Source organism: Promicromonospora sp. CA-289599, assembly GCF_050936155.1.
Taxonomy (GTDB): Bacteria; Actinomycetota; Actinomycetes; order Actinomycetales; family Cellulomonadaceae; genus Promicromonospora.
This window is the reverse complement of the sequence record NZ_JBNJNI010000001.1, coordinates 5084985-5110919: the sequence shown is the minus strand read 5'-3', so window position 1 is coordinate 5110919 and position 25935 is coordinate 5084985. Positions and strand designations below refer to the sequence as shown.

The 25935-nt window shown below is 72.2% G+C and carries 26 protein-coding genes; 5 read left to right on the top strand and 21 right to left on the bottom strand.

Features of this window, described 5'->3' with window-relative positions; all coding sequences use genetic code 11:
- Window positions 1-89: 89 nt before the first annotated feature.
- Genes ACQEVI_RS22745 through ACQEVI_RS22735 form a run of 3 tightly spaced genes read right to left on the bottom strand, consistent with a single transcriptional unit; the run spans window position 90 to window position 3264 of the window.
- Window positions 90-1433 (bottom strand): ABC transporter substrate-binding protein, encoded by a 1344-nt coding sequence (locus ACQEVI_RS22745; protein WP_432903208.1) that lies wholly within the window; start codon window positions 1431-1433, stop codon window positions 90-92.
- Between the two features lie 26 nt (window positions 1434-1459).
- Window positions 1460-2344, bottom strand: a complete 885-nt coding sequence (locus ACQEVI_RS22740) for a carbohydrate ABC transporter permease (protein ID WP_432903205.1) — start codon at window positions 2342-2344, stop codon at window positions 1460-1462.
- On the bottom strand, window positions 2341-3264 hold the full coding sequence (locus ACQEVI_RS22735) for a carbohydrate ABC transporter permease (RefSeq protein ID WP_432903202.1): 924 nt from the start codon (window positions 3262-3264) through the stop codon (window positions 2341-2343). The genes ACQEVI_RS22740 and ACQEVI_RS22735 overlap by 4 nt, the downstream gene beginning before the upstream one ends.
- Window positions 3265-3428: 164 nt before the next feature.
- Between ACQEVI_RS22735 and ACQEVI_RS22730 the strand changes: the two genes are divergently transcribed.
- Window positions 3429-4979: a DUF4832 domain-containing protein gene (locus ACQEVI_RS22730; RefSeq protein WP_432903199.1), complete on the top strand. Its 1551-nt coding sequence runs from the start codon at window positions 3429-3431 to the stop codon at window positions 4977-4979.
- 90 nt (window positions 4980-5069) lie between these two features.
- Here the strand turns inward: ACQEVI_RS22730 and ACQEVI_RS22725 are convergent, their stop codons facing one another.
- A complete protein-coding gene (locus tag ACQEVI_RS22725) occupies window positions 5070-5921 on the bottom strand; it encodes a class II fructose-bisphosphate aldolase (RefSeq protein WP_432903195.1) in 852 nt (283 codons plus the stop codon).
- Entirely contained in the window at window positions 5918-7234 is a 1317-nt protein-coding gene (locus ACQEVI_RS22720) for an alpha-glucosidase/alpha-galactosidase (protein ID WP_432903192.1), read from the bottom strand. The genes ACQEVI_RS22725 and ACQEVI_RS22720 overlap by 4 nt, the downstream gene beginning before the upstream one ends.
- A gap of 99 nt (window positions 7235-7333) precedes the next feature.
- On the opposite strand from ACQEVI_RS22720, the gene ACQEVI_RS22715 reads away from it, so the two are divergent.
- Entirely contained in the window at window positions 7334-8140 is an 807-nt protein-coding gene (locus ACQEVI_RS22715) for a DeoR/GlpR family DNA-binding transcription regulator (protein ID WP_432903190.1), read from the top strand.
- Window positions 8141-8256: 116 nt separating this feature from the next.
- Here ACQEVI_RS22715 and ACQEVI_RS22710 read toward each other — a convergent pair whose 3' ends face one another.
- The 6 genes from ACQEVI_RS22710 to ACQEVI_RS22685 form a co-directional block, all read right to left on the bottom strand.
- Window positions 8257-9207, bottom strand: coding sequence for a PfkB family carbohydrate kinase (locus tag ACQEVI_RS22710; RefSeq protein ID WP_432903187.1), 951 nt, complete (start codon window positions 9205-9207; stop codon window positions 8257-8259).
- Window positions 9204-10211 carry a carbohydrate kinase family protein gene (locus ACQEVI_RS22705; RefSeq protein WP_432903185.1) on the bottom strand — a complete coding sequence of 336 codons (1008 nt, stop codon included), beginning with the start codon at window positions 10209-10211 and terminating at the stop codon, window positions 9204-9206. Before ACQEVI_RS22705 ends, ACQEVI_RS22710 begins: the two co-directional genes overlap by 4 nt.
- Window positions 10208-11101 (bottom strand): carbohydrate ABC transporter permease, encoded by an 894-nt coding sequence (locus ACQEVI_RS22700; RefSeq protein WP_432903182.1) that lies wholly within the window; start codon window positions 11099-11101, stop codon window positions 10208-10210. The genes ACQEVI_RS22705 and ACQEVI_RS22700 overlap by 4 nt, the downstream gene beginning before the upstream one ends.
- The gene (locus ACQEVI_RS22695) at window positions 11101-12036 is read right to left on the bottom strand and encodes a carbohydrate ABC transporter permease (protein WP_432903179.1); all 936 of its coding nucleotides are present in this window, start codon (window positions 12034-12036) and stop codon (window positions 11101-11103) included. Before ACQEVI_RS22695 ends, ACQEVI_RS22700 begins: the two co-directional genes overlap by 1 nt.
- Window positions 12033-13361 (bottom strand): ABC transporter substrate-binding protein, encoded by a 1329-nt coding sequence (locus tag ACQEVI_RS22690; RefSeq protein WP_432903176.1) that lies wholly within the window; start codon window positions 13359-13361, stop codon window positions 12033-12035. The genes ACQEVI_RS22695 and ACQEVI_RS22690 overlap by 4 nt, the downstream gene beginning before the upstream one ends.
- Before the next feature lie 83 nt (window positions 13362-13444).
- Complete coding sequence (locus ACQEVI_RS22685) at window positions 13445-14332, bottom strand: SIS domain-containing protein (protein WP_432903173.1); 888 nt, start codon at window positions 14330-14332, stop codon at window positions 13445-13447.
- A gap of 243 nt (window positions 14333-14575) precedes the next feature.
- Between ACQEVI_RS22685 and ACQEVI_RS22680 the strand changes: the two genes are divergently transcribed.
- The 3 genes from ACQEVI_RS22680 to ACQEVI_RS22670 all read left to right on the top strand — a co-directional run bounded on the left by ACQEVI_RS22680 (window position 14576) and on the right by ACQEVI_RS22670 (window position 16665).
- Window positions 14576-15676 (top strand): amidohydrolase family protein, encoded by a 1101-nt coding sequence (locus tag ACQEVI_RS22680; RefSeq protein WP_432903170.1) that lies wholly within the window; start codon window positions 14576-14578, stop codon window positions 15674-15676.
- 73 nt (window positions 15677-15749) lie between these two features.
- Window positions 15750-16394, top strand: a complete 645-nt coding sequence (locus ACQEVI_RS22675) for a trimeric intracellular cation channel family protein (protein ID WP_432903167.1) — start codon at window positions 15750-15752, stop codon at window positions 16392-16394.
- A 121-nt stretch (window positions 16395-16515) separates the two neighbouring features.
- A complete protein-coding gene (locus tag ACQEVI_RS22670) occupies window positions 16516-16665 on the top strand; it encodes a hypothetical protein (RefSeq protein ID WP_432903164.1) in 150 nt (49 codons plus the stop codon).
- Between the two features lie 80 nt (window positions 16666-16745).
- On the opposite strand, the gene pcaC is transcribed toward ACQEVI_RS22670, so the two are convergent.
- Genes pcaC through ACQEVI_RS22620 form a run of 10 tightly spaced genes read right to left on the bottom strand, consistent with a single transcriptional unit; the run spans window position 16746 to window position 25910 of the window.
- Complete coding sequence (gene pcaC / locus ACQEVI_RS22665; RefSeq protein WP_432903161.1) at window positions 16746-17156, bottom strand: 4-carboxymuconolactone decarboxylase; 411 nt, start codon at window positions 17154-17156, stop codon at window positions 16746-16748.
- The gene (locus ACQEVI_RS22660; RefSeq protein ID WP_432903158.1) at window positions 17153-17974 is read right to left on the bottom strand and encodes an alpha/beta fold hydrolase; all 822 of its coding nucleotides are present in this window, start codon (window positions 17972-17974) and stop codon (window positions 17153-17155) included. Before ACQEVI_RS22660 ends, pcaC begins: the two co-directional genes overlap by 4 nt.
- Entirely contained in the window at window positions 17971-19212 is a 1242-nt protein-coding gene (locus tag ACQEVI_RS22655) for a lyase family protein (protein WP_432903156.1), read from the bottom strand. Before ACQEVI_RS22655 ends, ACQEVI_RS22660 begins: the two co-directional genes overlap by 4 nt.
- Complete coding sequence (gene pcaG, locus ACQEVI_RS22650; RefSeq protein WP_432903154.1) at window positions 19205-19816, bottom strand: protocatechuate 3,4-dioxygenase subunit alpha; 612 nt, start codon at window positions 19814-19816, stop codon at window positions 19205-19207. The genes ACQEVI_RS22655 and pcaG overlap by 8 nt, the downstream gene beginning before the upstream one ends.
- A complete protein-coding gene (pcaH, locus tag ACQEVI_RS22645; RefSeq protein ID WP_432903151.1) occupies window positions 19809-20594 on the bottom strand; it encodes a protocatechuate 3,4-dioxygenase subunit beta in 786 nt (261 codons plus the stop codon). The genes pcaG and pcaH overlap by 8 nt, the downstream gene beginning before the upstream one ends.
- Window positions 20591-22441, bottom strand: coding sequence for a bifunctional sugar phosphate isomerase/epimerase/4-hydroxyphenylpyruvate dioxygenase family protein (locus ACQEVI_RS22640; protein ID WP_432903148.1), 1851 nt, complete (start codon window positions 22439-22441; stop codon window positions 20591-20593). Before ACQEVI_RS22640 ends, pcaH begins: the two co-directional genes overlap by 4 nt.
- Window position 22442: 1 nt before the next feature.
- A complete protein-coding gene (gene aroQ, locus ACQEVI_RS22635) occupies window positions 22443-22934 on the bottom strand; it encodes a type II 3-dehydroquinate dehydratase (protein WP_432903145.1) in 492 nt (163 codons plus the stop codon).
- Window positions 22931-23872, bottom strand: a complete 942-nt coding sequence (locus ACQEVI_RS22630) for a shikimate dehydrogenase (RefSeq protein WP_432903142.1) — start codon at window positions 23870-23872, stop codon at window positions 22931-22933. Before ACQEVI_RS22630 ends, aroQ begins: the two co-directional genes overlap by 4 nt.
- Window positions 23869-24891, bottom strand: a complete 1023-nt coding sequence (locus tag ACQEVI_RS22625; RefSeq protein WP_432903139.1) for a phosphotriesterase family protein — start codon at window positions 24889-24891, stop codon at window positions 23869-23871. Before ACQEVI_RS22625 ends, ACQEVI_RS22630 begins: the two co-directional genes overlap by 4 nt.
- Window positions 24888-25910 (bottom strand): DctP family TRAP transporter solute-binding subunit, encoded by a 1023-nt coding sequence (locus ACQEVI_RS22620; protein WP_432903136.1) that lies wholly within the window; start codon window positions 25908-25910, stop codon window positions 24888-24890. Before ACQEVI_RS22620 ends, ACQEVI_RS22625 begins: the two co-directional genes overlap by 4 nt.
- Window positions 25911-25935: the final 25 nt, after the last annotated feature.

Genomic DNA, 25935 nt, shown 5'->3' with positions numbered 1-25935 from the left:
TCGGTCGGTGTGCCGACGGCGGAGGCCGCCGGCCGGTCTGGACTGCTCGAACTGGGCTGTTCGAACTGGGCTGCTCGAGCCGGTCCGGGCTACTCGAAGAGCGACTCGACGGCGTCGTTCGCCTCCCCCAGCCGCACTGCCGGGTCGGCGCCCTGGGCGATCGCCTGCATGGCGTCCTGGACGGCGGCGTTCACCTCCGCGGCGTTGTTGAACGCCGGGACGGCGAAGATCTCGCCTGCGTCGGCCACGCCGACGAACGCCGACGAGTCGAGGCCCTGCTCCGCGCGCGCCGCGAGCGCCGCCTCGGTACCCGAGCTCAGCGCGGGGAACACGAGGCCCGCCTCCCCCACCGTGTCCTGGCAGGCCGACGACGCGAGGTACGCGACCCAGGCGAAGGCCTGGTCCGGGTGCTCGGTGCCGGCCCAGACGGAGTCGGCGAGACCGTTGGTGGCGGCGGTGCGCCCCTGCGGCCCTGCGGGCACCTGCGCGAAGGCGAGGTCCAGGGGCACGTCCTCGGCGAGGTACGTGGACGCTGTCCACGAGCCCGTGATCGTCGACGCGGCCTTGCCGCTCGTGATCACGGCCTCGGTACCGAGCGTGGACTGCTCGTCGAACGGCGGCGCGTACCCGTCCTCGATCAGCGCCTGCAGCCAGCCGGCGGTCTCGACCAGCGGGGCGGAGTCGAAGTTGAACGAGGTGGGCGCGCCCTCGTCGTCGCTGTAGGTGAACCCTGTCGAGTGGGCGAAGTTGCCCCAGCCGTTCTGGCCGACGGCGCCGTCCGCCCACTCGGGGTAGTACCCGTAGCGGACGACGTCGTCCTTGTCGTACGCCGGGTCCAGGCCCGTGCGGCCCGCTGAGTCGAGCGACATGGCCCGGACCAGCTCCTCGAAGGTGCCGCCGTCGTCCGGGTTCCAGGTCAGCGCGCTCATCTGCTCGGCGCTGAAGCCCGCCTCCTTCGCGACCTCCGTGTCGTACAGGAGGGCCACGGTGTCCCAGTCCTTGGGCAGCCCGTAGCGCTTGCCCTCGAAGACCCACCGGTCGGCGAGGCCCTCCTTGAAGGCGGCGAGGTCGACGTCGGAGGCCTCGACCCGGTCGGTCAGGTCGAGGAGCTGACCGTTCTGCACGAACTGGAGGTAGTACGAGATCTGGTTGGTGAACACGTCCGGGGCTGTCCCGGCGGTGATCTGCGTGCTCAGGTTCTGCCAGTACTGCGCCCACCCGGTCTGGGTGAGCGTCACCGTGATCTCCGGGTTGAGCTCGTGGAAGTCGTCGGCGCACTGCTGGTACAGCGGGAGCTGCGTGTCGTCCCAGAGCCAGTAGTCGATCGTCACGGCCTCGCCGGCGGCATCGTCGCCACCGGTTCCCGAGGAGCACGCGCTGAGCGCCAGCAACGACGCGGCACCGAGCGCCGCGAGCGCCTTGGTCCTCTTCATGGTCTTCCTTTCGGTTCGCACGGGGGTCATTTCCCGCCGGAGAAGTTGAGGGACTGCACGAGCTGCCTGCCCAGGAGGACGAGCAGCAGGAGTACGGGGACGACCGACAAGGTGGCGCCGGCCATGAGCCCGGTCCAGTCGGGTGCCGTGTTGGGCGACTGCTGCTGGAACACCCCGAGCGCGACGGTCAGCACGCGGGTCTCGGGCGAGCTGCCCGCGACCAGCGGCCACAGGTAGTCCTTCCACATGCCCACGAGGGTGATGAGCATCATGGTGGCGAGCGGTCCGCGGCTCATGGGCAGGGCGATGCGCCAGAAACGCCCGAGGCTGCCCACGCCGTCGAGCATCGCCGCCTCCTCGACGTCGGTCGGCAGGGACAGGAAGAACTGGCGGAGGAAGAAGATGGTGAACGGGCTCATCAGCAGCGCGGGCGCGACGAGCCCCACCATGGTGTTCAGCAGGCCCAGCTCCCGCATGAGGGCGAAGTTCGGCAGCAGCGTGAAGATGCCCGGCACCATCAGCCCTGCGAGGACCAGGCCGAACAGCGCGTCCCGGCCGCGGAAGTGCAGGCGCGCGAAGGCGTAGGCCGCCGCCGCGCAGGACAACGTCTGGATCACGGCCACGGAGCCGGCGTAGAGCAGCGAGTTCGCGGTGTAGCGGACGAAGTCGATGGCGGCCCCGGTGCCGCCGGCCGCGACCGCCTCCTCCACGCTCGTCAGGCCGAGCACGCGCCGGAAGTTGACCAGCGTCGGGTCGGTCGGCCACAGCCGGCCGGCCTCCTCGATGAGCCCGGCGGCGGGGGTGAACGCGGTGCGCACCATCCAGAAGAAGGGGAAGACCGTCGCGACGACCACCACGGCCACGGCCCCCCAGGCCACCAGCCTGCCCGGTCGGATCGCGATCGCGCTCATGACAGGTCCGATCGGTTGGCGCGCATGAGACGCATCTGCACGTAGGTGAGCGCCCCGAGGATGACGACGAGCAGGATCGCTATCGCGGAGGCATAGCCCATCTTGTAGAACGCGAATGCCTGTTGATAGATGTAGTAGTAGATGACGCGGACCTCGGGGATCGGGTTGTTGCCGTACCCCACCTGCACCAGGTCGAACACCTGGAACGACCCGATGAGCGACACCACGAGCACCAGGGCGAGGACGGGCCGGATCAGGGGAAGCGTGAGCCGGAAGAACATCCGTGTCTCGCTCGCGCCGTCGAGCGCGCCCGCCTCGTAGAGCTCCGCGGGCACCTGGAGCATCCCGGCGTACAGCAGCAGGGCCGTGTAGCCGAGACCGGACCAGACCGAGATGCCAACGACTATCCAGAGTGCCGCGTCGGGGTTGTAGAACGTGACGCCCTCGATCCCGATCGAGTCGAGCAGGTTCTTCAGGAAGCCCACGTTGGCGTCCAGCAGCCAGCCCCAGATCAGGGCGATCGCCACGTTGGGGACCAGCCAGGGCAGCAGCAGGAGCGAACGCACCCAGGTGCGCAGCCGCAGGCGCTGCATGAGCGCGGCGAGCCCGAGCGCGAGCACGAGCATGACCACGAGGTTCGCGAGCGCGAAGACGGCGGTGATGCGCAGCGACGTCCACACCTGCGGGTCGGCGACGAGCGTCCGGAAGTTCTCGGCGCCCACAAGACCGGGCTCCTTGAGCAGGTTGAAGTCCGTCATCGAGTAGTAGACGCCCCGGACCGTCGGGTACAGGTAGAACAGGACGAAGCCGAGCAGCGCGGGGAACAGCAGGACGGCGGCGGCCCACTTGTCGGCCCTGCGCAGCCGCGGCACGGCCGGCGCACGACGCCGGCGCAGGTCGACAGTCATCGCTCTCGTCATCGAGACCCTCCTCATGGGCTGCGGCCCACTGCGGGCCAGGCGTTAGGCAAGCAGTTTGACAGAACCATGTCAAGCCTCTTGCATAACCTGCTCACTCCTGCTGTGATGGCCGAACGGCGCCGGGACGTGCCCGGCGCCGTTCGCTCGGTCAAGGAGGACTGTCGATGTCAGTTCCACGCACCACGTCAGGTCACCGAAGAAGATCTTCCGCCGCCGCTCTGGTCGGGGTCGTCGCGCTGGGCGCCGTGGCCCTGCTGGGCGGCACGGCCGCCTGGACCAGCGCCGCGGCCTCGCCGGGCGGCTCGTCCGGCGCCTCGTCCGGCGGCGACGGCGGCAACCGCGGCGGTACCCGCGCCGTGACCCACACCGTGACGCTCGAGCCGACCGCCGCGCTGGCGGACAACCCGCTCAAGGGATTCCTGCCCTTCGCGCCGGAGCCCGGACAGGCGCTCGACGCCGCGGACCCGTCGTTCCCGCACACGCTCGAGTGGTTCTACCTGCCGGTCGACGCCGTGGTGACCGGCGAGGACACCTACGACTGGACCCGGGTGGACGCCTACCTCTCCAGCATCGCCGAGCGCGGCCACCAGTCGGTCCTGCGCTTCTACCTCGACTACCCCGGCCGCGACTCCGGCGTGCCCGCGTACCTGCTCGGCGAGGGCGGGATCAGCCAGGAGCGCCGCTACGACTTCTGGGACAACAACGGTGTCAGCTTCTCCCCCGACTACGACGACCCGCGGGTCGTGGACCTGATCACCGGCTTCATCGGCGCCCTGGGCGAGCGGTACGACGGCGACCCGCGGATCGCGTACCTCACGGCCGGGCTGGTCGGCTTCTGGGGCGAGGACCACACGTACCCGATGAACGGCCTCGTCGAACCGACGAACCCGGAGGGGATCGACTGGATGCCGTCGGCGGCGACGCGCGCGACGATCTGGGACGCGTGGGACGCCGCCATCGACGAGACCTGGCTCCAGGCGCGCTACCCCACGGCCGACGTGGCCTCCCACGGGTTCGGGCTGCACGACGACTCGTTCGCGTACGCGACCCTGCCCACCACGGACTGGCACTTCCTCTCCCAGGTCCAGGCCGCCGGGATGACCGAGGCCTGGCGCACGGCGCCGATCGGCGGCGAGCTGTACCCGCCGCTGCAGACCTGCATCTTCTCGGAGCCGCTCGACTGCCCGAACGCCGCGGAGGAGATAGCGGCCGGCCGGGACTACGACGTCGCCGGCTCGACCACGGCGTCGCACGCCTCCTGGATCATCAACCACCAGGCGTGGGCGACCGGGTACGACGGCGACGACCGCGAGCGCGCCGTCGCCGCCGCTGCCGCCCTCGGGTACGACCTCGCCGGCACGCAGGCCACGCTGACGAACGACGGCGACGGGGCGTCGGTCACGCTCACCCTCACCAACCGTGGCGTCGCACCCTTCTACGGCGACTGGCCGGCCGAGCTCGTCGTCCTGGACGACGACGGCGAGGTGGTCGGTCGGACCGTCGTCGACGCCGACCTGCCGAGCATCCAGCCCGGCGCCACCGCCACCGTGGAGGGGACCCTCGACGGTGCCGGCCAGGACCTCGGCGGCGCCACGGTGGCCTTCCACGTGCCCAACGTCATGGCGGGCGGCGCGCCGCTGCGCTTCGCCAACACCACCCAGGACCAGGACGCGCCGGGGTACCTCACCCTGGGCGAGGTCCCCTCGGTGTCGTAGCCCGCCGAATGTGCCGCAGCCCAGCGATCCGGCCCAGATCCCGTACGTGTTCTGGGCCGGATCGCTGGGCTGCGCGGGCACTCCGGCAGGTCAGACGTGCAGCACGTCCGTCGCCAGCCGGTCCACCACGTCCCGCACAGCGGCCCGTGCCGGGGCGAGGTACTTGCGTGGGTCGGTCACCGCGCCGTCGGCCGCGAGGTACTGCCGCACCTCGGCCGTGTAGCCCACGTTGAGCGCCGTGCCGACGTTGACCTTGCGGATACCGGCGGCGACGGCCGCCCGGAGCGTCACGACCGGCACCCCCGAGGACCCGTGCAGCACGAGCGGCACGGGGAGACGCTCCGCGAGCCGGGTGACCAGGTCGAGGTCGAGCTCCGCCGTCGCGCTCGTCATGGCGTGCGAGCTGCCCACGGCGACGGCGAGGCCGTCCACGCCGGTCCGCGCCACGAACGACGCCGCCTCGTCCGGGTCGGTGCGCACGCCCGGCGCGTGCGCGCCGTCCTTGCCGCCGATCGCGCCGAGCTCGGCCTCGATCCACAGAGAGGTGCGGTGCCCGGCCGCGGCGAGCTCCGCCGTCGCCGCGACGTTGTCCTCGTAGTCCAGGTGCGCCGCGTCCACCATGAGCGAGGAGACGCCGAGCGGCCAGGCGTTCGCGACCACCGAGCGGGCCAGGTCGAGGTCCTGGACGTGGTCCAGGTGCACCGAGACCGGCACGCCCGCCGACGCCGCGACCTCCCGGCACCCCGCCACCAGCGGCGCCATCCGCCCGCCGTGGAAGTTCACCGCGTTCTCGCTGACCTGCAGGATCCCTGGCAGTCCGGCCGCCTCGAGGCCCAGGACTATCCCCTCCGCGTGCTCCAGCGTGATGACGTTGAACGCGAGGACGGCGCCCCGAGCCCGTACGGCGTCGGCGACCAGGGAACCCGTCGCCGCGAGGGTCACTGCGCGCTCGCTGGGACCGGAGTGCGCAGCGCCTCGGGCAGCAGGTCGCCGTGCGCGGCGGTGAGCTCGTCGCAGACCGCCCAGATCTGCTCCGGGGTCAGCGTGGAGGCAGTGTTCGGGTCCATGAGCGCGGCCTGGCGGACCAGGAGCGGGTCGCCGGTGCGGGCGGCCTCCACGGTCAGCCGCCCCACGGAGACGTACGCCTGGTTGACGGCGGCGCACTGGATCGGCAGCGCGCCCATCGCCACCGGCGCGATACCCGATCCGTCGACGATCGCTGGCACCTCGACGACGGCGTCCTGCCCGAGGTTGTCGATCAGCCCCCGGTTGGGCACGTTGACGTGCACCTCGCGGCGGGTCCCGGTGACCAGCGAGTGGATGATCTGCGGCGCGTACTCGCTCGCGCCCTCCTCCAGCTCCAGCTCACCGCCCGCGGCCAGCGTCCTCTTCGCGCGGTCGAGCTCGGCGAGGTTCTCGCGGCTGATGCCGACGTACTCCAGCGGCTGGAGCCGGTAGCGCTCGACCTGCGCGTCCGCGCGCAGGAACCACGACAGGTACTCCGAGGAGTGCTCGCTCGTCTCCGTGGGGTAGTAGCCGATGCGGCGGAAGATCTCGACGCGCACGCGGCGCTCCAGCTCGGGGTCTGTCCGGATGCGGTCGCGCAGCACCGGGTAGAGGTCCTGCCCCTTGTGCTCCCACTCCAGCAGCCAGGCCTGGTGGTTGACGCCGGCCGCGCGGAAGCGGGTCTCCTCCACCGGGACGCCCACCAGCTCCGCGAGGTCGTGGGCGGTCCAGTAGACGCTGTGGCACAGCCCGGCGACCTTCAGCTCGGGGGCGACGACGGACAGCCACCAGACGTTCATCGCCATCGGGTTGGTGTAGTTGAGCAGCCACGCGTCCGGGCACAGCTCGCGCATGTCGGCGGCCAGCGCCGTCAGCACGGGGAACGTGCGCAGCGCGCGGAAGATGCCGCCCACGCCGGTGGTGTCGCCGATCGTCTGGCGCAGGCCGTGGCGCGCCGGGATCTCGAGGTCGGCGATCGTGGCGTCCACGCCGCCGACCTGGATCATGTTGATGACGAAGTCCGCGCCGTCGAGCGCGGCCCGCCGGTCCGCCGTCGCGACGACGGTCGCCCGGCCGCCGAGCTGGCGGTCGACCTGTCGCGCGGTCGCCTCGGCGACGTCGAGCCGCTCGGGGTCGATGTCGTGGAGCACGAGACGCGCGTCCACGAGCTCGGGGAAACGCAGGATGTCGGCGACGAGCTGCCGGGTGAAGACGACGCTCCCGGCGCCGATGAACGCGATGCTGACCATGCCGTCGATCATCCGGTGGCCCGCGCAAGATGTGCAAGAATGCGATCAGAATTGGCGCTAAACGATCAGTCTGAGTGAGCGGTTCGAGAAGGGAACGGCATGGCGACCACGGCGGAATCGGAACCACGCGCCATCTCGCACAAGCGCACGGAGCGCATGATGCGGACCCTGACCTACGTCAACGAACAGGGCACCGCTCGGCTCACCGACCTGATCCGGGAGCTCGGTGTGTCCTCGGCGACGATGCGGCGCGACCTCGCCGCGATGGAGGAACAGGGCCTGCTGGTGCGCACGCACGGCGGCGTCCGCGCGCTCGACCCCACCACCGAGGTGCCCGTGCTGCTGCGGGACAACCGGTTCCGGGACGCGAAGCTGCGCATCGCCGAGCACGCCGCGGGCCTGCTCCCGGCGGGGCGCTACTCGGTGGCCATCAGCGGTGGCACGACGGCGGCCGCCGTCGCGCGCGAACTGGCGACCCGCCCCGACCTCGCGATCGTGACCAACGCCCTGACCACCGCCACCGAGCTCGCGTCGCGCAGCAACCTGAAGGTCATCATGACCGGCGGGTTCGTGCGGTCGAGCTCGTTCGAGGCCGTCGGGGCACTGGCCGAGAACACGTTCAACGCCATCAACGTCGGCACGGCGTTCCTGGGCACCGACGGCATCAGCGTGCGCGGCGGCGCGACGACCCACGACGAGACCGAGGCCCGCACCAACCACGCCATGCTGGCGCACGCCGAGCACGTGGTGGTCGTGGCCGACGGCTCGAAGGTGGGCCGGGTGACGCTCGCGAAGGTCGCCGACCTCGCGGAGATCGACGTGCTGGTGACGGACTCCTCGGCCGACCCGGAGGCCCTGGCCGCGATCGAGGCGGCAGGCGTGGAGATCCAGGTGGTCCCGGACTGAGGCCTGCTGGTCTATCCGGCCGCCCATCCGAAGGTTACGCGCCCACCGAGGCCCTGATACGCGCGCAAGTTGCGGTTCGGCGCAGTGCCGGACGTGGAAGTTGCGGTTCGGCGCCCTCAGATGGCCGTGGTCACGTGCACCTTCTGGGCGAGGCGGCGGGCCAGGGTCGGGTCCAGGACGGCCGCGCCCGGGGCCTGGGCGTTCGCCGTGCCGGTTGCCGTGGCCAGCGCCAGCGCCGCCGCGAGGTCGGCGCCGCCGTCGAGCGCGACGAGCAGTCCGCCGAGGAACGAGTCGCCGCTGCCCACCGGGAAGCCACCCGTGTGGCCCGTGAGCCGGGCCCGCAGGACCCGGTCGCCGTCCGTCGCCCAGGCTCCGGCGGCGCCGTCGGTGATGACGGCCAGCCCTCCGGTGCGTGCGTGCACCGCGGCGAGCAGCTCGGGCACGGACGGCTCGGCGACATCGCCGCCGCCAGCAGCACCGCCACCCGCACCCACCAGCTCCAGCGCCTCCGCGCGGTTCACCTTGACGAGGTCCGGCCGGGCGCCCACGGCGTCGTGCAGCGCCGCGCCGTGGCTGTCGACGGCGACCCGGACCCCGGCGTCGTGCAGGCGCCGCACGGCGTCCGCGAGCAGGCCCCCGGGAGCGGAGTCCGGCAGGCCGCCCGAGATCAGCCACCACCCCGGCCGGTCCACGGCCAGGCGGACGGCGGTGTCGAGCGCGGCGGCGGCCTCGCTCGCGGCGACCGGGACGGCGCGCTCGTAGACCTCCGTGAGCCGCCCGGTGCCCACCGAGAAGATCGAGACGCAGGTGCGTGTCGGCTCGGCGCCGGGCACCACGTGCACGTCGACGCCGTCGGCCCGGGCGCCGTCCGCGACGTCCTGCCCCGCGCCCGCACCCAGCACCGCCACCGCGGAGACCCGCGCACCGAGGGCCGCGGCGGCACGCGCCGCGTTCAGCGCCTTGCCGCCCGCGACGCGGTGCACCGAGCGTGGGCGCTGGATCCCCGCCAGCTCGTCGACCACGTACGTGACGTCGAGCGACGGGCTGAGCGCTATCGCGGAGATCACCGCGCGAGCTCCCGCTCCAGGTCGACCCGGGTCGCCTGCCGTCCCGTGCCGCCCGAGCCGAGCGTCGACAGCGAGCCAGCGACGGTCGCCCACCGCACACGCGTGCGTTCGTCCGGGACGCCGTACGCCAGGGCCGCCAGGTAGCCGGCGTCGAAGCTGTCCCCCGCCCCCGTCGTGTCCACGACGTCCACGGCCACGCCAGGCGCACGGACGACGACGCCGTCAGCTCCCACCGACCAGCCGCCGTCGGCCCCGTCCTTGACGACCACCCGCGGGCCGCGGCGGGCGAGCCGCGTCGCGAGCGCCACGTCGTCGATGCCGTCGTGCGGGTCCGCGGGCTCGCCGAGCGCGCCCGCTATGGCGCGCAGCTCGTTGCGGTTGGGCAGCAGCAGGTCCAGGTGGGGCAGGACGGCGTCGAGCCCCGCCCACTCCTCCCCCGGGTCCCAGTTGGTGTCGAGGCTCGTCGTCCAGCCCTGGGCCCGCGCGCGGGCGAGCACGCCGGGCAGGTCGCGGGCCAGGCCTGGCTGGAGGAAGTACGAGGCGACGTGCAGCAGCCCCGGCGTGTCCCGGGCATCGAGAACCTGCGTGACCCGCTCGCCGGTGAGCGTGGGGATCGTGCCGGGCACCGTGAGGATCGCCCGGTCCCCGGGTGTGGAGAGGATGACGGAGAGCCCGGTGGGCTCGTCGTCCGCCACCTCGACGGAGCCGACGTCGACGCCGGATCCGCGCAGGGCGTCGAGCGTGAACGTGCCGAAGGTGTCGGCGCCCACGCGCGCCACCAGCGACGTCGGCACGCCCAGGCGTGCGACGCCCGACGCCGCGATGCTCGCCGAGCCGCCCAGGACCAGGTCGCCGGAGTCGGCGAGCTGTTCGGCCTGGCCGAAGCGGGGCACGACGTCGCCGCGCAGGACGAGGTCGACGTTCGCGTCCCCCACCACGACGACGGGCAGCGGTGCGTGCGGTCCGGCGGCATCGGTACCGGCGGCCGGGTCGAGCTCGGTCATCCCTTGACTCCCGTGAACGTCATGGTGGCGATGAACTGCTTCTGCGCGAAGACGAAGAAGAGGATCAGGGGCAGCGTCGCGACCACGTTGCTCGCCATGAGCAGCGACCAGTCGGTGCGCCGTGCGCCCTGGAAGTTGGTGATGCCGAGCTGCAGCGTGAACGCGCTGGGGTCGTTGATCGCGATCAGCGGCCAGACCAGGTCGTTCCAGGAGCTCAGGAGCGTGAAGATCGCCAGCGTCGCGAGCGCCGGCCGGGCGAGCGGCAGGATGATCCGCCAGAACGTGGCCCAGCGGGAGCAGCCGTCGAGCTCCGCGGCCTCTTCCAGCTCCGCGGGCAGCGACAGGAAGAACTGGCGCATCAGGAAGATCCCGAACACCGAGGCGAGCCACGGCACCATCGCCGCGGCGAGCGTGTCGATGATGCCGACGCGGGCGAACATCACGTAGGTGGGCACCATGAGGAGCTGGGTGGGGATCATGATCGTCGCGATGATCATGAGGAACCCGACGTTGCGCCCCGGGAACTTCAGCCGGGCGAACCCGTAGCCCGCGAGCGAGCACAGGGCGAGGTGGGAGACCACCGCGACCAGGGAGACCAGCACCGTGTTGCCGGTCCACAGGAGCACGTCGGTGTCGCGGAACAGCTTCACGTACCCGTCGAGCGTGAGCTCGGAGGGGAAGAAGCGCGGCGGGAACCGGTTGATCTCCGACTCGGGCGTCAGCGAGGTCAGGAACATCTGCACGAACGGCGTGGCGAACAGCAGCGCCACGGGTACGAGCAGGAGGTGCGGCCAGCCCGCGTGCCGCTTGCGGCGCGGCAGCGGCTCGGCGGCCTCGACGGCCGACGGCGGAGCGGGGAGCGGTCCGGTGGGAACGCGGATCATGGTCATCAGAATCCACCTACCGTGCTGCGGCGTGAGTAGATCGTCACGCCGATGGTGATCGCGAGGGTGACGGCGAACAGCCCGTAGGCCACCGCCGACGCGTAGCCGAACTCGAGGTCCTTGAAGGCCGAGGTCCAGAGGTAGTACACGATCGTCTCGGTGGCCTTCAGCGGCCCGCCGCGGGTGGTCGTGTACACGAGGTCGAAGAGCTGGATCGCCTGGATCGTCTGCCAGATCGCCACGAACACCGTCACGGGCGCGAGCTGCGGGAACGTCACGTGCCAGAACGACTGCCAGCGGTTGGCGCCGTCGACGCGGGCGGCCTCCTCCAGCTCGGCGGGGATGTCCTGGAGCGCGGCGAGGTAGATGACCGTCGTGAAGGCGGCCTGCCCCCAGAGCGACATGATCGCGAGGACCACCATCGCCTGGTGCGGGTCCTCCAGCCAGCCCTGCTGCGGCAGCCCGACGACACGGAGCACGTTGTTGACGAGCCCGAACTGCGGGTTGAACAGGTAGGTCGTGAGGATGCCTGTGGCGGCGGCGGACACCACGAACGGCAGGAAGATCAGGGTGCGGTACAGGCCGACCAGCACGATGCGCCGGTTCAGGGCGACGGCGAGGCCCAGGCCGAGCAGCACCGAGGCGGGCACGAACAGCGCGGTGTACAGCAGGGTGTGCCCGGCGGCCGCCGCGAGGTCCGCGTCGGTGGCCATGTCGCGGTAGTTGTCGAACCCGACCGACTCGGGCGTGGAGAACCCGTTCCAGTCCTGCAGGGAGAGCAGGAAGGCCCAGACCGCCGGGAAGATCGACAGGCCCAGCACGATGAGGGTCGCCGGCGCGACGAACCCCCACCCGGTGAGGCCGTCCCGGCCCCGGCGGGCCGAGGCGGGCCGCCGGTCCGGGACGGCCCGCCTGGTCCGGACGGCGGTGGTCGCCGTCACTTGTCCGCCAGCGCGGCGGACGCCTCGTCAGCGGCCCGCGTCAGCGCCTCGGCCGGCTCGCCCTGGCCCTGCAGCACCTCGGAGATCGCGGTGCCGATCGCCTCGGAGAGGTTGACGTAGCCCGGCACGGTCGGGCGCGGGATCGTCGCGTTCACGCTGTTCTCGGCCATCACGTCGAGGCCGGGCATCTCCTCGACCTGCGCCTGGAACTCCGGCGACTCGACCTCGCTCTCGCGCAGCGGGAGGTTGCCGTAGACGACGTTCCAGCGCACGTCCTGCTCGGGGTCGGTGAGCCACTTCGTGAACTCGTACGACCAGTACTCACGGTTGGCGTCCTGGTGGTCGAACAGCACCCACAGGTCCGCACCCGAGATCGTCGTGTGCTCGCCGTCCGTCCCGGGCAGCGGCACGACGCCGTAGTCGGTGCCGGCCACCCCCAGGTCGTACAGCGACCACGGGCCCGAGGTGATCATGCCGATCTGGTCGCTGGCGAAGATCTGCCCGAACTTGGTGTCGGTCTGGTCGAGGTAGACCGACTCGTCCTCGACGGCCATGTCCCGCAGCAGGGTGAGCGCCTCCACGCCGGCCTCCGAGTCGAAGGTCGCCTCGGTGCCGGACTCGTCGAGGATCTCGCCGCCGTTCTGCCACAGGTGCGGCCAGAACTGCCAGGTGGTCTCCTCCGAGCCGGACACCGAGTACGCGTACCCGTAGGTGCTGGTGGCGGGGTCGGTGAGCTCCTTCGCGGCGGTACGGAAGTCGTCCCAGGTCCAGTCGGCGGTCGGGTACTCGACGCCGGCCTCGTCGAAGACCGTCTTGTTGTAGATCAGCGAGAGGTTGTCCACGACGGCGGGGAACCCGATGGTGGCGTCGCCCGTCGGCCGCGCCGTCGCCTGCGCCGCGCCCGAGAACTCGTCCCAGCCGACGGCGGGGTCGGCGACCTGCTCGGTGATGTCGAGCGTGCGCTCGGACTCCGCGAGCTCGCTCGCCCACGAGCCGAACGCGTACGAGATGTCCGGGTAGGTGCCGCCGGCGAACGACGACGACAGCTTCTGGAACAGGTCCTCGGTCGACGGCGCTCCCGACGAGACCTCGATGGTCACGTTGGGGTGTTCCTCCTCGAACTCCTCGGCGAGTCCCGTGAGGATGGTCTGGGCCTGGTCGGCCTGGCCCGTCCACCAGGTGAGCGTGACGTCGGCCTCCTTGTCGAGCGTCGTCGCCCCCTGGGCACCCGATGCGCACGAGGCGAGCAGGGCCGTCGTCGTGAGCAGGGCGGCGGCGCCGGCGGCGGCCCGTCCTCGGGAGGTACCTCTGTGTTGACGCAGCATGATCGTCCTCGTCTCTTCTGCGTACTTCGCTGTCTTCTTGGGTTGTCTCTTGCTGGCAGTGCTGTCAGACGTGCGTGCTCAGCTCAGCTGAGCACCACCGAACGGGTCAGGTGCCGGGGGTGGTCCGCGTCCAGCCCGCGCGCCCTCGCGAGCTCGACGGCGAGGCGCTGCGCCTGCACCAGCTGGACCAGCGGATCGAGGTCCCAGTGCTGGACGGTGGCGCCCGTGCGCTCGATGTCGGCGGCGAGCGCCGGGTCGGCGGCACCGAAGAGCGTCACCAGGCTGCTCTCCCCCGCCACGGCTACGGGTCCGTGGCGGTAGTCGAGCGCCGGGTAGGACTCCGACCAGGCCTGTGCCGCCTCGCGGATCTTGAGCGCGGCCTCCTGGGCGAGCCCGAAGCTCCAGGACCGGCCGAGGAAGACGAAGTGGTCGAACCGCGCGGGCTCCACGGGGAGCGGCGCGGCGAGCACCTCAGCTGCCTGGGCCAGCACCGGCGACAGGTCCTCGCCGAACCCGGTGCGCGCCAGCGCCAGGACCGACGTCGGGAAGCGCGTCTGGACCACCGACTCCTCGTCCGCGAAGTCCAGCACGAGCACCTCCTCGGCGGCGTCGGCCACCGGGGAGCCGGCCACGCCGACGACTGCCGCCCGGACCGTGCCCGCGGGAACGAGGGCGAGCGCCTCGAGCACCTCGCTCGTGGTCCCCGACCGGCTGATCACGACCACGCGGTCGTAGGTGCGGCCCGGCGTCCACTCCGACGCGTAGGCGGCGTCGGTCTCGCCGTGCCCGGCCCGCTCGCGCAGGACGGCGATGGACTCGGCGACGAACGCGCTGGTGCCGCAACCGAGCAGCAGGACCCGTTCGCCCGGCCGGCCGAGCACCCGCGCGCCCTTCCCCGCCGCGGCGACTGCGCGTGCCCAGACCTCGGGCTGGCTGCGGATCTCACGGTCGGTGGTGGTGCTGATGCTCACGTGCGGCTTCCTGTCGTCGTCCGGGGCGCCCGCTGCCGGGCGCCGTGGTCGGCGCCGACTGCTCGGCCCCGTCGACGCCCATCGTGCTCGACAGTTGCGCGGCAGTCACCAAGACTGGCGAACTCGATCACTCTGAGTGATTGAATCGCGTAACAAGTCGGCAATCTGCTCACGCATGCTCGATCCTCGGGGACGTCCCGCTCACGTCGAGCACTTTCCAGCACCGTCGCCGAGGAGCCAGTTATGAGCCACGACCACAGCCCCCTGGGAGCCACGGGCCCCACCACCGTCTCGGTGCCGGACCTCCGGCTCGTCGACTGGGCCCCGCGTCCCCAGGTCAGCGTGCCCGCCACGCACGTCTCGCGCGCGTCGGTGCCCGCGATCGACGTGCACAACCACCTCGGACGCTGGCTCACCACCGACTGGTGCGCACCCGACGTCGCGGAGCTGCTCCGGATGATGGACGACGCCGGCCTGGCGACCGTCGTCAACCTCGACGGGCTGTGGGGCGACGAGCTGGAGGCCAACCTCGACCGGTACGACCGCGCCCACCCGGGACGGTTCGTGACGTTCTGCCAGGTCGACTGGACCCTCCTGCGCCACCCCGGCGGGGAGCGCCAGATCCAGGACCAGCTGCGCGACAGCGCCGCACGCGGCGCCCGCGGGGTCAAGGTGTGGAAGAACGTCGGCCTGACGGTCCTGGGGCCCGACGGCGAGCTCGTCGCGCCGGACGACCGGCGCGTGGTCGACGTGCTCGCCCTGGCCGGCGAGCTCGGGCTGCCCGTCCTGATCCACGTCGCCGACCCGAAGGCGTTCTTCGAGCCGCTGGACGCGCACAACGAACGGCTCGACGAGCTCGCCGGCCAGCCCGACTGGTCGTTCGCCGACCGCGACCGCTACCCGTCCTTCGACCAGCTCCTGGACTCCTTCGAGCGGCTGCTCGTCGCGACACCCGGCACGCGGTACATCGGGGCGCACGTCGGCTGCGTCGCCGAGGACCTCGACCGCGTCGAGCGGCTGCTGCGCGCGGCGCCGAACCTGGTCGTCGACATCGCGGGCCGGCTCGGCGAGCTGGGCCGGCAGCCCCGGCGATTCCGCCGGCTCGTCGAGGCGTTCCCCGACCGCGTGCTCTTCGGCACCGACGCCTTCCCGCTCTCCCCCGAGCAGCTCGAGGTCTACCTCCGCTTCCTCGAGACCGACGACGAGTGCTTCGACTACACGCCGGGCGACGAGATCCCGCCCCAGGGCCGCTGGCAGATCGCCGGCGCCGACCTGCCCGCGCACCTGCTGCCCGCCCTGTACGCGGGCAACGCGCGCCGGGTGCTCGGGCTCGACCAGAGCTGATCGCCTCGTTCCGCTCTAGACTTGCCCGTCAGAGACTGACCTGTCAGGCGTTTCCCCCGGAAAGGAGCTCCACGTGGCGTGGACGTCGCTCGCCCTGGACCTCCTGGGCGTCTTCTTCTTCGCGGTGTCGGGCTCGCTGCTCGCCGTCCGGCGCCAGTTCGACATCGTCGGCTCGCTCCTGCTGGGCACCTGCGTCGGCCTCGGCGGAGGCATCCTGCGGGACGTGATCCTCGACGACGGCGTGCCCCGCGCGTTCGACTCGCCGATCTACCTCGTCCCGCCGGTCCTCGCAGCCGTGGTCGTGTACTTCTTCGCCCACGCCGTGCAGCGCTTCCACGACCTCCTGCTCACCTTCGACGCCGCGGGCATGGCCCTGTTCTCCGTCACCGGCACGCTGGTGGCCCTCGCGGCGGGCATGAACCCGACGGCGGCCGCGATCCTCGGCGTGGTCACCGCCGTCGGCGGCGGCGTGATCCGCGACGTGGTCGCCAACGACGTGCCGCAGATCTTCCGCGCCCGAGGCCTGTACGCGATCCCCGCGCTGATCGGTGCGGCGCTGACCAGCCTCACCTCCTGGGCGGACTGGTTCGGTGTCGGCACCGGGACGGCGATCGCCGCGGTGGTGTTCGCCCTGCGGATGGTCTCCCTGCGGTATCGCTGGGGAGCGCCGCCCGCCGGTGGCCACCACGGCCCGGCGCTCCCGCCGCCCGCGGTGTGACACCGACCGAGGGCGCCTCACGAGAATGCCTCATATGCCCGAGATGCGAGTAACTGGGAACAGGAGCAGTGTCGATCACAGCACGGCGCGACAGCGCGCTGTGAGGAAGAAGGAGATCAACATGCCATCGTGGCTCATTCTCGTCCTGGTAGGCGTGGTTCTCGTGGTTCTCGGTGTCGCCACCGAGATCGGCCAGTTCCTCATCTGGATCGGTGTGATCGTGCTCGTGGCCAGCGTGGTCATCGGCCTCGTCAACCGCACCCGGACATAGCGCCGGACCGTACCGGACCTCTCCAGGCCGCGATCTGCTGAAGCCCCCGGCAGGTCGCGGCCTGGGCCGTCCCCACGAACTCAGACCAGCCCGTCCTCGCCCAGCACCTCCTGGGCGATCCTGAACGCGCGGTTGGCACTCGGTACCGAGCAGTAGACCGCGGTCTGGAGCAGCACCTCCCCGATCTCGTCGACGCTCAGCCCGTTGCGCACGGCAGCGCGTACGTGCATCGCCAGCTCCTCCCAGTGGCCGCCCGCGACCAGGGCCGTCAGCGTGATCATCGACCGGCTCCGTCGGTCCAGCCCGGGCCGCGTCCAGATCTCGCCCCACGCGTACCGGGTGATCAGGTCCTGGAAGTCGGCCGTGAACGGTGTGGTGCCCGCGACGGCGCGGTCCACGTGCGCGTCGCCGAGCACCTCGCGCCGCACGGTAGTGCCGTCCTCGCGGCGCTGGTCCTCGCCGGATCCGAAAGCACCCGGGCGGTCGGTCATGCCGCCACCCACCCCTCCACCAGCTCCCTGACCAGGACGGCGATCGTCTGCGGCCGCTCGGCCGGCACCAGGTGCGCCGCCCCGTCCAGCACCGTCAGCCGGGCCCCGGGGACGGCCTGCGCGATCTCCGCCAGCTGCGCGGGCGTCGTCGCCCGGTCCGCCGCGCCCGCTATCGCCACGACGGGGACGCCGACGACGCCGAGCCGCCCCCGCAGGTCGTGGCCGCCCAGCGCCCGGCAGACCGCGGCGTAACCGAACCGGTCCGCGCTCTGCAGGTCGGCCAGGAGCCGCAGGGCGACCTCCGGGCCACGGTCCAGGAACCCCGGGGCGAACCACCGTCCGGCCGCCGCCTCCACCTGGGTCGGGGTGCCCGCCCGCTGCACCAGGTCGGCGCGCTCGGCCCATGCGGTCGGTTCGCCGAACCGTGTGGCGGTGCAGATGAGCGCGGCGCCGAGCACCCGGCCGGGCGCGTCCAGCAGCAGCCGCTGGCCGACCGCGCCGCCGACCGAGACTCCTGCGTACCAGAACGGCGCGCCGGAGTCACCGCGCCGGGCCTGTGCCCGCTCGACCACGCCGAGGACGGCGGACGCGAGGTCGCCCATGGTGAGCCCGTCGAGCTCACCGGGCGTGGGCGACGGGGCGGTGCCGTGGCCGGGCAGATCCCAGCCGACCACGTCGACGTCATCCCCCAGCAGCCCCGCCGCGTCCGACCAGAGCGCCGCCACCGAGGTGCCCAGCGAAGGGCCGAGGACCAGCAGCGGACGCGTCGCGTCACGCAGCATGAGCTCGACGGCGCCCAGCCGGGGCCGCGCGGTCACGGCCCGCCTTCGCTCGCCCGGCCGAACCGGCCGAGCACCCGGTCCACCACCGCGGCCGCCGCCCCCACATCGGGCGCCCGTCCGACGTCGGGCAGGCCGGCCCGCAGGTTCCGGTCGACGGCGTCGGTGTCCACCTCGAGACCCTCCAGCAGCTCCGCGGCCACGTGCGCCGACGCGACAGCGTGCCGCGCGAGCTGCTGCAGGGCGGGCCACTCGGCGTGCCACGCGCCGTCGGACCGCTCGTCGACGGCGAGGCCCGCTGCGGTGAGCACCTGCGCCGCCAGGTGCGGCGCGGCGATCGCCGAGCGCCGCACCAGCACCGACAGCACCGGGTTGCGCTTGTGCGCCATGGTCGACGACGTCCCGCGGCCCGGCGCGCCCGGCTCCCGCAGCTCGCCGACCCCTGGCCGCACGGCCTGCAGGACGTCGTTCGCCGACTTGCCGAGCGCCGCGCACGTCTCCGCGAGCGCCGACGCGATCCGGACGACGGGCGTGCGCGCCACGTGCCACGGCCCGGGCCCGACGGGCAGCCCGAGCTCCGCCCCCCAGGCCTCGACGAGCGCGAAGGGATCTCCGTCGGCCACCGGGTCGCCGTCGGCCATGTCGCTCACGCCGGACAGCTCGCCCGCCGCGCCGCCGTAGGCGAGCGGGAGCGCGTCGGCGGCCTCCGCGAGGAAGGCCCGCGCGGCCAGGATGCCCTGCAGCCAGCCCGCGAACCGTGCCCCGAGCGTGGTCGGCACGGCAGCCTGGGCGAGGGTGCGGCCGAGCGCTGCCTGGCCGCGGTGCTCCACGGCCAGACGGGCAACGGCGGTCGCGGCCCGGCTCAGGTCCGCGCGGACGACGCGGGCGGCGTCGCGCAGCACGAGGACGAGTGCCGTGTCGAGCACGTCCTGGGACGTGAGCCCGGTGTGCACGATGGGCGCGAGATGCGGCCCCGCCGCCTCCCGCAGCACGGCGACCAGCGGGATGACGGGGTTCGCCCCGGCGCCGCCCGCCCTGGCGATCCTGGTCGCGAGGGCGAGCGCGGCGTCGTCCGCACCGGCCAGGCGGTCGACGACGGCGTCGATGTCCGCGCCACCCAGGCGACTCGGGTCCAGGCCGCGGTGCCTCGTGACGACCCGCACCCACGCCGCCTCGACGTGGAGCATCGCGCGCAGCACCGCCACGTCGTCGGTGACCGCGCCCGGTGAGCCGGGGGTGAGGTCCGCGCCGGGCGTCAGCAGGCCGACGTCAGGCATCGACACCGTCCTTTCCGGCCTCGGGGGCCGGGTCGTAGGTCAGGAACACGGTCTCCTCGCACTGCGCGCCGGCCTGCAGGCCGATGTCGAAGCGCAGTGCGTCGTCGGGCTCACGGGTCGTGACCAGCGTGGCGCGGCGTCCGGGATCGAGAGAGGCGAGCAACGGGTCGGTGGCGAGCGACTCGGCGTCCGGCAGGTAGGCGCGCGTGAACAGCCGGTCCTGCAGCCCGCGGGCGAAGACCGTCACGGCGAAGAACGGCGCCCGGCCCGGCTCGGTAGCGCCCGGGTGCAGCGTGCGGAACCAGTACCCGCCCTCGCGGTCGGTCTCGGCGCGGCCCCACCCGGTGAACGTGCCGTCCCGGAGCAGCGAGCCGGAACGTTCGACGACCTTCCCGGCGGGGTCGGCCTGCCAGATCTCGACCAGCGCGTCGGGGACCGGTGCGCCCGCGCCGTCGTACACGGTCCCGTGCAGGCGGACGGCACCCGGTGTGCCAGGCTCGACCAGCTCGTTGCCGCGTGCGTACGGCAGCGCGTAGCCGAAGAACGGCCCCACGGTCTGTCCCGGCGTCGGCGGCAGCAGGTCCTTCGTGGCGGGCTCACTCATCGCCGTCCTCCGGCTCGGTCCAGGTGCGGTACGACCCGGTCAGCACGATGTCCCACCGGTACCCGGTGGCCCACTCGTGCTGCGAGACATCGTGGTCGTAGGTCGCCACGAGCCGCTCGCGCGCCCGCGGGTCCTGGATCGACTGGTAGATCGGGTCCAGCGGGAACAGCGGGTCCCCCGGGAAGTACATCTGGGTCACGATCCGCTGGGTGATCTCCCGCCCGAACAACGAGAAGTGGATGTGCGCCGGACGCCACGCGTTGAAGTGGTTCTTCCACGGATAAGGGCCCGGCTTGATCGTCTGGAACCGGTACCAGCCGTCGTCGTCGGTCAGCATCCGCCCGATCCCGGTGAAGTTCGGGTCGATCGGCGCCGGGTGCTGGTCACGCTTGTGGACGTACCGGCCAGCGGCGTTGGCCTGCCAGACCTCCACGAGCTGACGCCGCACCGGCCGGCCCTCCCCGTCGACCACCCGGCCGCGCACGACCATGCGCTCCCCGATCGGCTCGCCGTTGTGCTGCACCGTCAGGTCCGCCTCCAGCGCACCGATGTCCCGCTCCCCGAAGACGGGCGCGAACAGCTCGATGGTCTCCGGGTCGGCGTGGTGCAGGTCCTTGGTCGGGTGCCGCAGCAGCGAGCTGCGGTACGGCGGCCAGTCGCGCCGCGGACCGAACTCCTCCGGCGCGCCCTCCCGCACACCCTTCTGATACGCGTCGTGCCCGGCCTCGATCTCCGCGCTGAGCTGCGCCTGCGTCTCGGACGCCGCCTCTCGTGTCATGCCGTCCTCCCGCCCTGTCGCGCGCTTCTGTCCAGCCGGTCCTGGGCGGCCAGCAGGACCGGGGTGTTGTCGGTGGCGTAGACGTCGTACCCGCCGATCCGCTGGACCAGCTCGAAGCAGACGCGGCCGACGCGCGGCGTGTAGAAGTGCCAGAACTCGCCCGTCTCGGTCCGGTCGTACATGAGCTGGTGCTCCCGCAGGAGAGCCAGCGTCGCCTCGTCGAGCCCGAACCTGGCCCTCAGGTCGTCGTAGTAATTGTCCGGCACCGGCACAGGACGCAGCCCGCGTTCCCGGGCCCGCCGGGCGACCGTCACGACGTCGGTGCAGGCCAGCGCGACATGTTCGGGATGCGTGACACCGATGGGCGCGACGTTCAGCGAGATCCGGACCGCGCCGCTCGGGGTACGCATGACCTGGCTGCGGACCAGGCCCTGGGGTCCGGCGGCCTCGGTCACGGTCGGCTTCTCCAGGCCGAGCACGCTCGTGTAGAAGAGCACCGCCTCGTCGTGGGCGTCCCAGCCGTGCGAGACGTTGATGTGGTCGACGCCGGTGATCTCCCCGCCTCCGCCGGGCCGACCGCGGCCGAACTCGGCGACCCAGGCCGGCTCCTCCCCCGTCTCGGCGTCGGTGCGGCGATCGTTGAGGAACACCTCGAGCCCGCTGGGAGCGACGAACCCCGCAAGGTCGAGCTCACCGGCCTGGGTCCGGCGCGGTGCCGCGTGCACGGCCAGGGCACGAGCCCGATCGCTCGCCACCGAGGCGTCCGCCACGCCCAGGCCGATACCCGCCAGGTGCGGTTCCCGGTCGCGCGCGTGCTGCTCGTTGAGCACTATCCGCGCATCGCCGGACGACCACAGCCGGACCTGCTTGGTGCGGTGCTGGCCGCGGAACGTCAGCCCGAGCTGATCGAGCAGCGCTTCCACCTCGCTCGTGTCCTCGGCCTTGACCTCCACGTAGTCGTAGCCGGTGGGCACGTCGACGTCGGCGATCCGCTCGAGCCCGACGGCGCCGGCACCGGCACCGCCGTCGTCCAGGAGCCGGGCCGCCCGGTCCTCCAGCCAGACGAGCGAGCGCAGGGCGTGCTCGGCGGTCCACCGGGTGTCGGTCTGCCGGAAGACGTCGTTGAAGGCCTCCAACGACAGCGGGCCGGCGTAGCCCGCGCGGGTCAGGTGGGTCACGAAGCGGCCGAGGTCCCACACGCCCTCGCCCGGGAAGAGCCTGTAGTGGCGGCTCCAGGAGAGCACGTCCATGCTCAGGTCGGGCGCGTCGGCGAGCTGGACGAAGAAGATCTTCTCGCCGGGGATCTTCTCGATCCCGGCCGGGTCGTGACCGCGGGAGAGGATGTGGAAGCTGTCGAGGCAGACGCCGACGGCCTCGTGGTCGGCCAGCTCCGCGATCCGCCACGAACGCCGGTAGTCGTCCACGTACCGGCCCCACGCCAGCGCCTCGTAGGCGACCCGGATCCCGTACGACGCCGCGAGGTCGCCCAGGCACCGCAGCTGCTCGGCCGCGACCTCGTCGGAATCGATGGTCGCGGTCGCCACGTTGCTGCAGACCAGCACGGTGTCGGTCCCGAGGCGCCGCATCGTCTCGAACCTCGCCCGCGCCCGGCGCAGGTTCTCCTCGAGCAGGTCGGGCGTGACGCCCTCGAAGTCACGGAACGGCTGGTAGAGGTCGAGGCCCAGGCCGAGCCGGTCCGCCAGGGCACGGATCTCCTCGGGGCTGCGGTCGCTGACCACGAGGTCGGACTCGAAGATCTCGACGCCGTCGAACCCGGCGTCGGCGCACGCGTAGAGCTTGTCCTCCAGGCTGCCGCTGAGGCACACCGTGGCGATCGACTTGCGCATGTCAGCTCTCCATCAGTGCGCGAATCGCCAGCTCGTACCCGACCGGTCCCAGCCCGGCGATCACTCCCCGGGCCACCGGCGTCACGAAGGAGTGCTGCCGGAACTCCTCGCGGGCGTGGACGTTGGTGATGTGCACCTCGACCACGGGCACCTGCACGCCGGCTATCGCATCGCGGATCGCCACGGAGGTGTGGGTGTACCCCCCGGGGTTCAGCACGACGCCGACGCTGCGGCCCTCGGCCACCTCCCGACCGATCTCCTGGAGCCAGTCGACGAGCTGCCCCTCGTGGTTGGTCCGGCGGCAGTCGGCCCGTCCGCCCAGCGCGGTCGCGACCTCGGCGCACCGGCTCTCGACGTCGGCGAGCGTCGTGGTGCCGTAGATGCCGGGCTCGCGCGTGCCGAGGAGGTTCAGGTTGGGGCCGTTGAGGATGTGGATGGTTCGCAAGGTGTCTCCGGGTCGTCCGCTTCGGTGAGATACGGGAGCCTGTGTCACGACGTGGTCACCCCGGTGACGAGCCGGTTGAAGTGGGCGTGCATGCGGTCGGTGTCGGGGTCGAGGCCGGTGATCAGGCGCAGGCTCTCCACTGCCTGCCCCACCGCCATCCCACCACCGTCGAGAGTCGCGAGGCCGCGCGCGCGAGCACGGCGCACCAGCTCGGTCTCCAGAGGGCGATAGACGACCTCGGCCACCCACGCGTCCGGACGCAACCGGTCGACGTCGAACGCGATGCCGGGGTGCTCAGTCATGCCGACCGGGGTGACGTGGACGACGCCGTCGACGCGGGGCAGCCAGTCGTCGAGCGAGCCGCCGCTGCCTTGCAGCAGGGTCGGGCTGGTACGGGGGGCCGCATCAGAGACTGCACCGGAGGAAGCGTCGGAGAAGCGGTCGAGCATCGCCTCGACCGCCGCCGGGACGACGTCGTGCACGACTATCCGGTCGAACCCCATGTCGATCAGCGCCGACGCGGTGGCGAGCCCGGCACCCCCGGCACCGATCTGGAGCACGGTGCCGGACGCCGCGCGGCCGGCGCCGTCAGCGCCGTCAGCGCCGTCAGCGCCGTCAGCGCCGTCAGACAAGAAGCTCTCCAGGGCGGCGCGGAAGCCGGTGCGGTCGGTGTTGTGCGCGGTGCGGTGGCCGTTGCCGAGCAGCACCAGGTTGGCGGACCCGAGCCGGCGCACTGTCGGGCTGAGGTCCGCCACGTGCTCGAGCACTGTCTGCTTGAACGGGTGGGTCACGTTGGCCGCGTCGAACCCGGTGTCCTCCAGCCGGCGCAGCTCGGCGCCCAGGTCGACGTCCGGGCGGTCGATGAGGTCGACCGTCCGGTACTCGTAGTCGAGGCCGAGGTGACGGGCCTCTTCCATGTGCAGCGCGGGCGAGAGCGACAGCTTGATGCCGTTCCCGAGGAGCGCCACCCGGTAGCGGTCGCTCATCGCTCGCTCACCTGCTCGCTCGTCTCGCCCGCGAGAAGCCGGCGGGGGTTGTCCACCATCATCCGCTCGACGTCGCGCGGTTCGGCGCCCGCCTCGACGAGGCGCGGGATGATCCGCAGGCTGAGGTGGTCGTGGGTCCAGGACGGCGTGTGCTCGCGACGCCAGGACGGCGGCGTGACCCGGCTGAAGTACGCGCAGTCCTGGGACAGCACGAGCTGGCTCGCGTATCCCCGGGCGAGGAGCTCCAGGACCGTGCCGATCCGCTTCTCGTCGTCGCCGGTATGGGCCATCCCGAACCGGTCCATCCCGAGCGTGACCCCGGTGTCGAGCAGGGCCAGGAGGTGGTCGAGGTCCTCACCGTCCCCGCTGTGCCCGATGACCAGACGCGCGAGGTCGACGCCCCGCTCCGTGAAGAACCGGGCCTGGTCGAGGCCGGTGCCGCGTGCCGGGTCGCTGTGGGTGCTGATCGGCACGCCCGTCTCACCGTGCACCTGCACAGCGGCCTCCATGACCCGCGTGACGTCGGGAGTCAGCCCCGGCGCACCGGTGACCACCTTGATCACTCCCGCTCGGACCTCGCTGCCGCCGATGCCCACCGTCACGTCCCGGCGGAACATCCCGGCCAGCGGGTCCGGGCCACCCACGAGCCGGCCCGGGCCGTGGGTCCGGAAGTACGGCGGCAGGACGTCGTCGGTGTACCAGCCGGTGGCGGCCACCAGGTGGACCGGCGTCCGCTCCGCGACCCGCCGTACCAGGGCCACGTCCCGCCCCAGCCCCGGAACGGTCAGGTCGACGACGGTCCGCACACCAAGCCGGTACAGCTCGTCCAGACCACGGACGGCGGTGTCGACCGCCTCGCCGGCGTCCCACTCGGGGTGGGGATAGTCGCCGTCGAGCTCCGGGGCGAGCACGAACAGATGCTCGTGCGTCAGCGTCCATCCCAGGTCGGCACCACCGATCCGACCCTGATAGGTCGGAACAGCGGCGCCGCCCGGGCTGCTGGACGAGTCCGGCGTCACTGTGCGGAGCTCCGCATGGCCTCGTAGACCGCCAGCGAGTCGCCCTCGAGGTTCTCGCGGAACCACGCGTCGGTCTGCTGCGCGAAGGCCTCCTGGTCGACGTCGTCGACGATCTCGACGGTGCCCTCCTGCTCCCAGCCGTCGAGGATCTCCTGCTCTGCCTCCTCGACGCAGCCGGGCATCTGCTCGACGGCGGCCGCGACGGCGTCCTCCAACGCCGTCCGCTGCTCGTCGCTCAGCTCCGAGTCGTACGACGGCGCGACCACGATCAGGTTCGAGTTCTGCTGGTGCGCGGACATGCTCACGTAGTCCTGCACCTCCACCAGGTTGCTGGCGGAGATGTTGGTCAGGGGGTTCTCCTGGCCCTCGACCACGCCCTGCTGCAGCGCGAGGTAGAGCTCCTCGTACGCGACCTCGGTGGGCTCCGCGCCGAGCGCCTGCGCGTTGAGCAAGAACTGCCCGGAGCCCGGGAAACGCATCCGCAGGCCCTCCAGATCGGAGGGTTCCCGGATGGCCTTGTTCGCGGTGAACTGGCGAGCTCCGGCGGACCAGGCGCCGAGGATCGACACACCGCCCGAGGCCTCCTTGAAGTCCGCCTCGAGCGGGTCGGCGGAGCCGTCGGTGAAGAACTGGTCCAGGTGTGCCGCGTCGTCGAACCCGTAGGCCGCATCGATGACGCCGGCCGGCTCGTAGACCGCGGCCAGCGCGGAGGCGCCCTGGATGTCGATGTCGACGTCGCCCGACTGCACCGACGCGATCCGGTCGGCGTCCCCGCCGAGCTGGCTGCTGGCGTACACCTCGACGGTGATCCCGACGTCGGCCGCCTCGGCCTCCTCCTTGATCACCTGCGCACCGCAGATGTGCTGCGGCTGGTCCTCGGTGTAGCTGTGGGCGAGCGTCAGCTCGACCTGGCTGCCCCCGGCGGCGCCGGGATCGTCACCGGAGCCGCCGCATGCGGTCAGCAGCACCAGGGGCAGGACCACGGCCGCGCTCGCGGCGGTGGTGCGGTGGAAGGTCATGATGAGTCCTTTCGGTTCACGCCGA

Coding starts and splice junctions, on each gene's coding strand:
- ACQEVI_RS22745 (WP_432903208.1), bottom strand. CDS start 1,433: ATGAAGAGGACCAAGGCGCTCGCGGCGCTCGGTGCCGCGTCGTTGCTG.
- ACQEVI_RS22740 (WP_432903205.1), bottom strand. CDS start 2,344: ATGAGCGCGATCGCGATCCGACCGGGCAGGCTGGTGGCCTGGGGGGCC.
- ACQEVI_RS22735 (WP_432903202.1), bottom strand. CDS start 3,264: ATGACGAGAGCGATGACTGTCGACCTGCGCCGGCGTCGTGCGCCGGCC.
- ACQEVI_RS22730 (WP_432903199.1), top strand. CDS start 3,429: ATGTCAGTTCCACGCACCACGTCAGGTCACCGAAGAAGATCTTCCGCC.
- ACQEVI_RS22720 (WP_432903192.1), bottom strand. CDS start 7,234: ATGGTCAGCATCGCGTTCATCGGCGCCGGGAGCGTCGTCTTCACCCGG.
- ACQEVI_RS22715 (WP_432903190.1), top strand. CDS start 7,334: ATGGCGACCACGGCGGAATCGGAACCACGCGCCATCTCGCACAAGCGC.
- ACQEVI_RS22705 (WP_432903185.1), bottom strand. CDS start 10,211: ATGACCGAGCTCGACCCGGCCGCCGGTACCGATGCCGCCGGACCGCAC.
- ACQEVI_RS22700 (WP_432903182.1), bottom strand. CDS start 11,101: ATGACCATGATCCGCGTTCCCACCGGACCGCTCCCCGCTCCGCCGTCG.
- ACQEVI_RS22690 (WP_432903176.1), bottom strand. CDS start 13,361: ATGCTGCGTCAACACAGAGGTACCTCCCGAGGACGGGCCGCCGCCGGC.
- ACQEVI_RS22680 (WP_432903170.1), top strand. CDS start 14,576: ATGAGCCACGACCACAGCCCCCTGGGAGCCACGGGCCCCACCACCGTC.
- ACQEVI_RS22670 (WP_432903164.1), top strand. CDS start 16,516: ATGCCATCGTGGCTCATTCTCGTCCTGGTAGGCGTGGTTCTCGTGGTT.
- pcaC (WP_432903161.1), bottom strand. CDS start 17,156: ATGACCGACCGCCCGGGTGCTTTCGGATCCGGCGAGGACCAGCGCCGC.
- ACQEVI_RS22655 (WP_432903156.1), bottom strand. CDS start 19,212: ATGCCTGACGTCGGCCTGCTGACGCCCGGCGCGGACCTCACCCCCGGC.
- pcaG (WP_432903154.1), bottom strand. CDS start 19,816: ATGAGTGAGCCCGCCACGAAGGACCTGCTGCCGCCGACGCCGGGACAG.
- pcaH (WP_432903151.1), bottom strand. CDS start 20,594: ATGACACGAGAGGCGGCGTCCGAGACGCAGGCGCAGCTCAGCGCGGAG.
- ACQEVI_RS22640 (WP_432903148.1), bottom strand. CDS start 22,441: ATGCGCAAGTCGATCGCCACGGTGTGCCTCAGCGGCAGCCTGGAGGAC.
- ACQEVI_RS22630 (WP_432903142.1), bottom strand. CDS start 23,872: ATGAGCGACCGCTACCGGGTGGCGCTCCTCGGGAACGGCATCAAGCTG.
- ACQEVI_RS22620 (WP_432903136.1), bottom strand. CDS start 25,910: ATGACCTTCCACCGCACCACCGCCGCGAGCGCGGCCGTGGTCCTGCCC.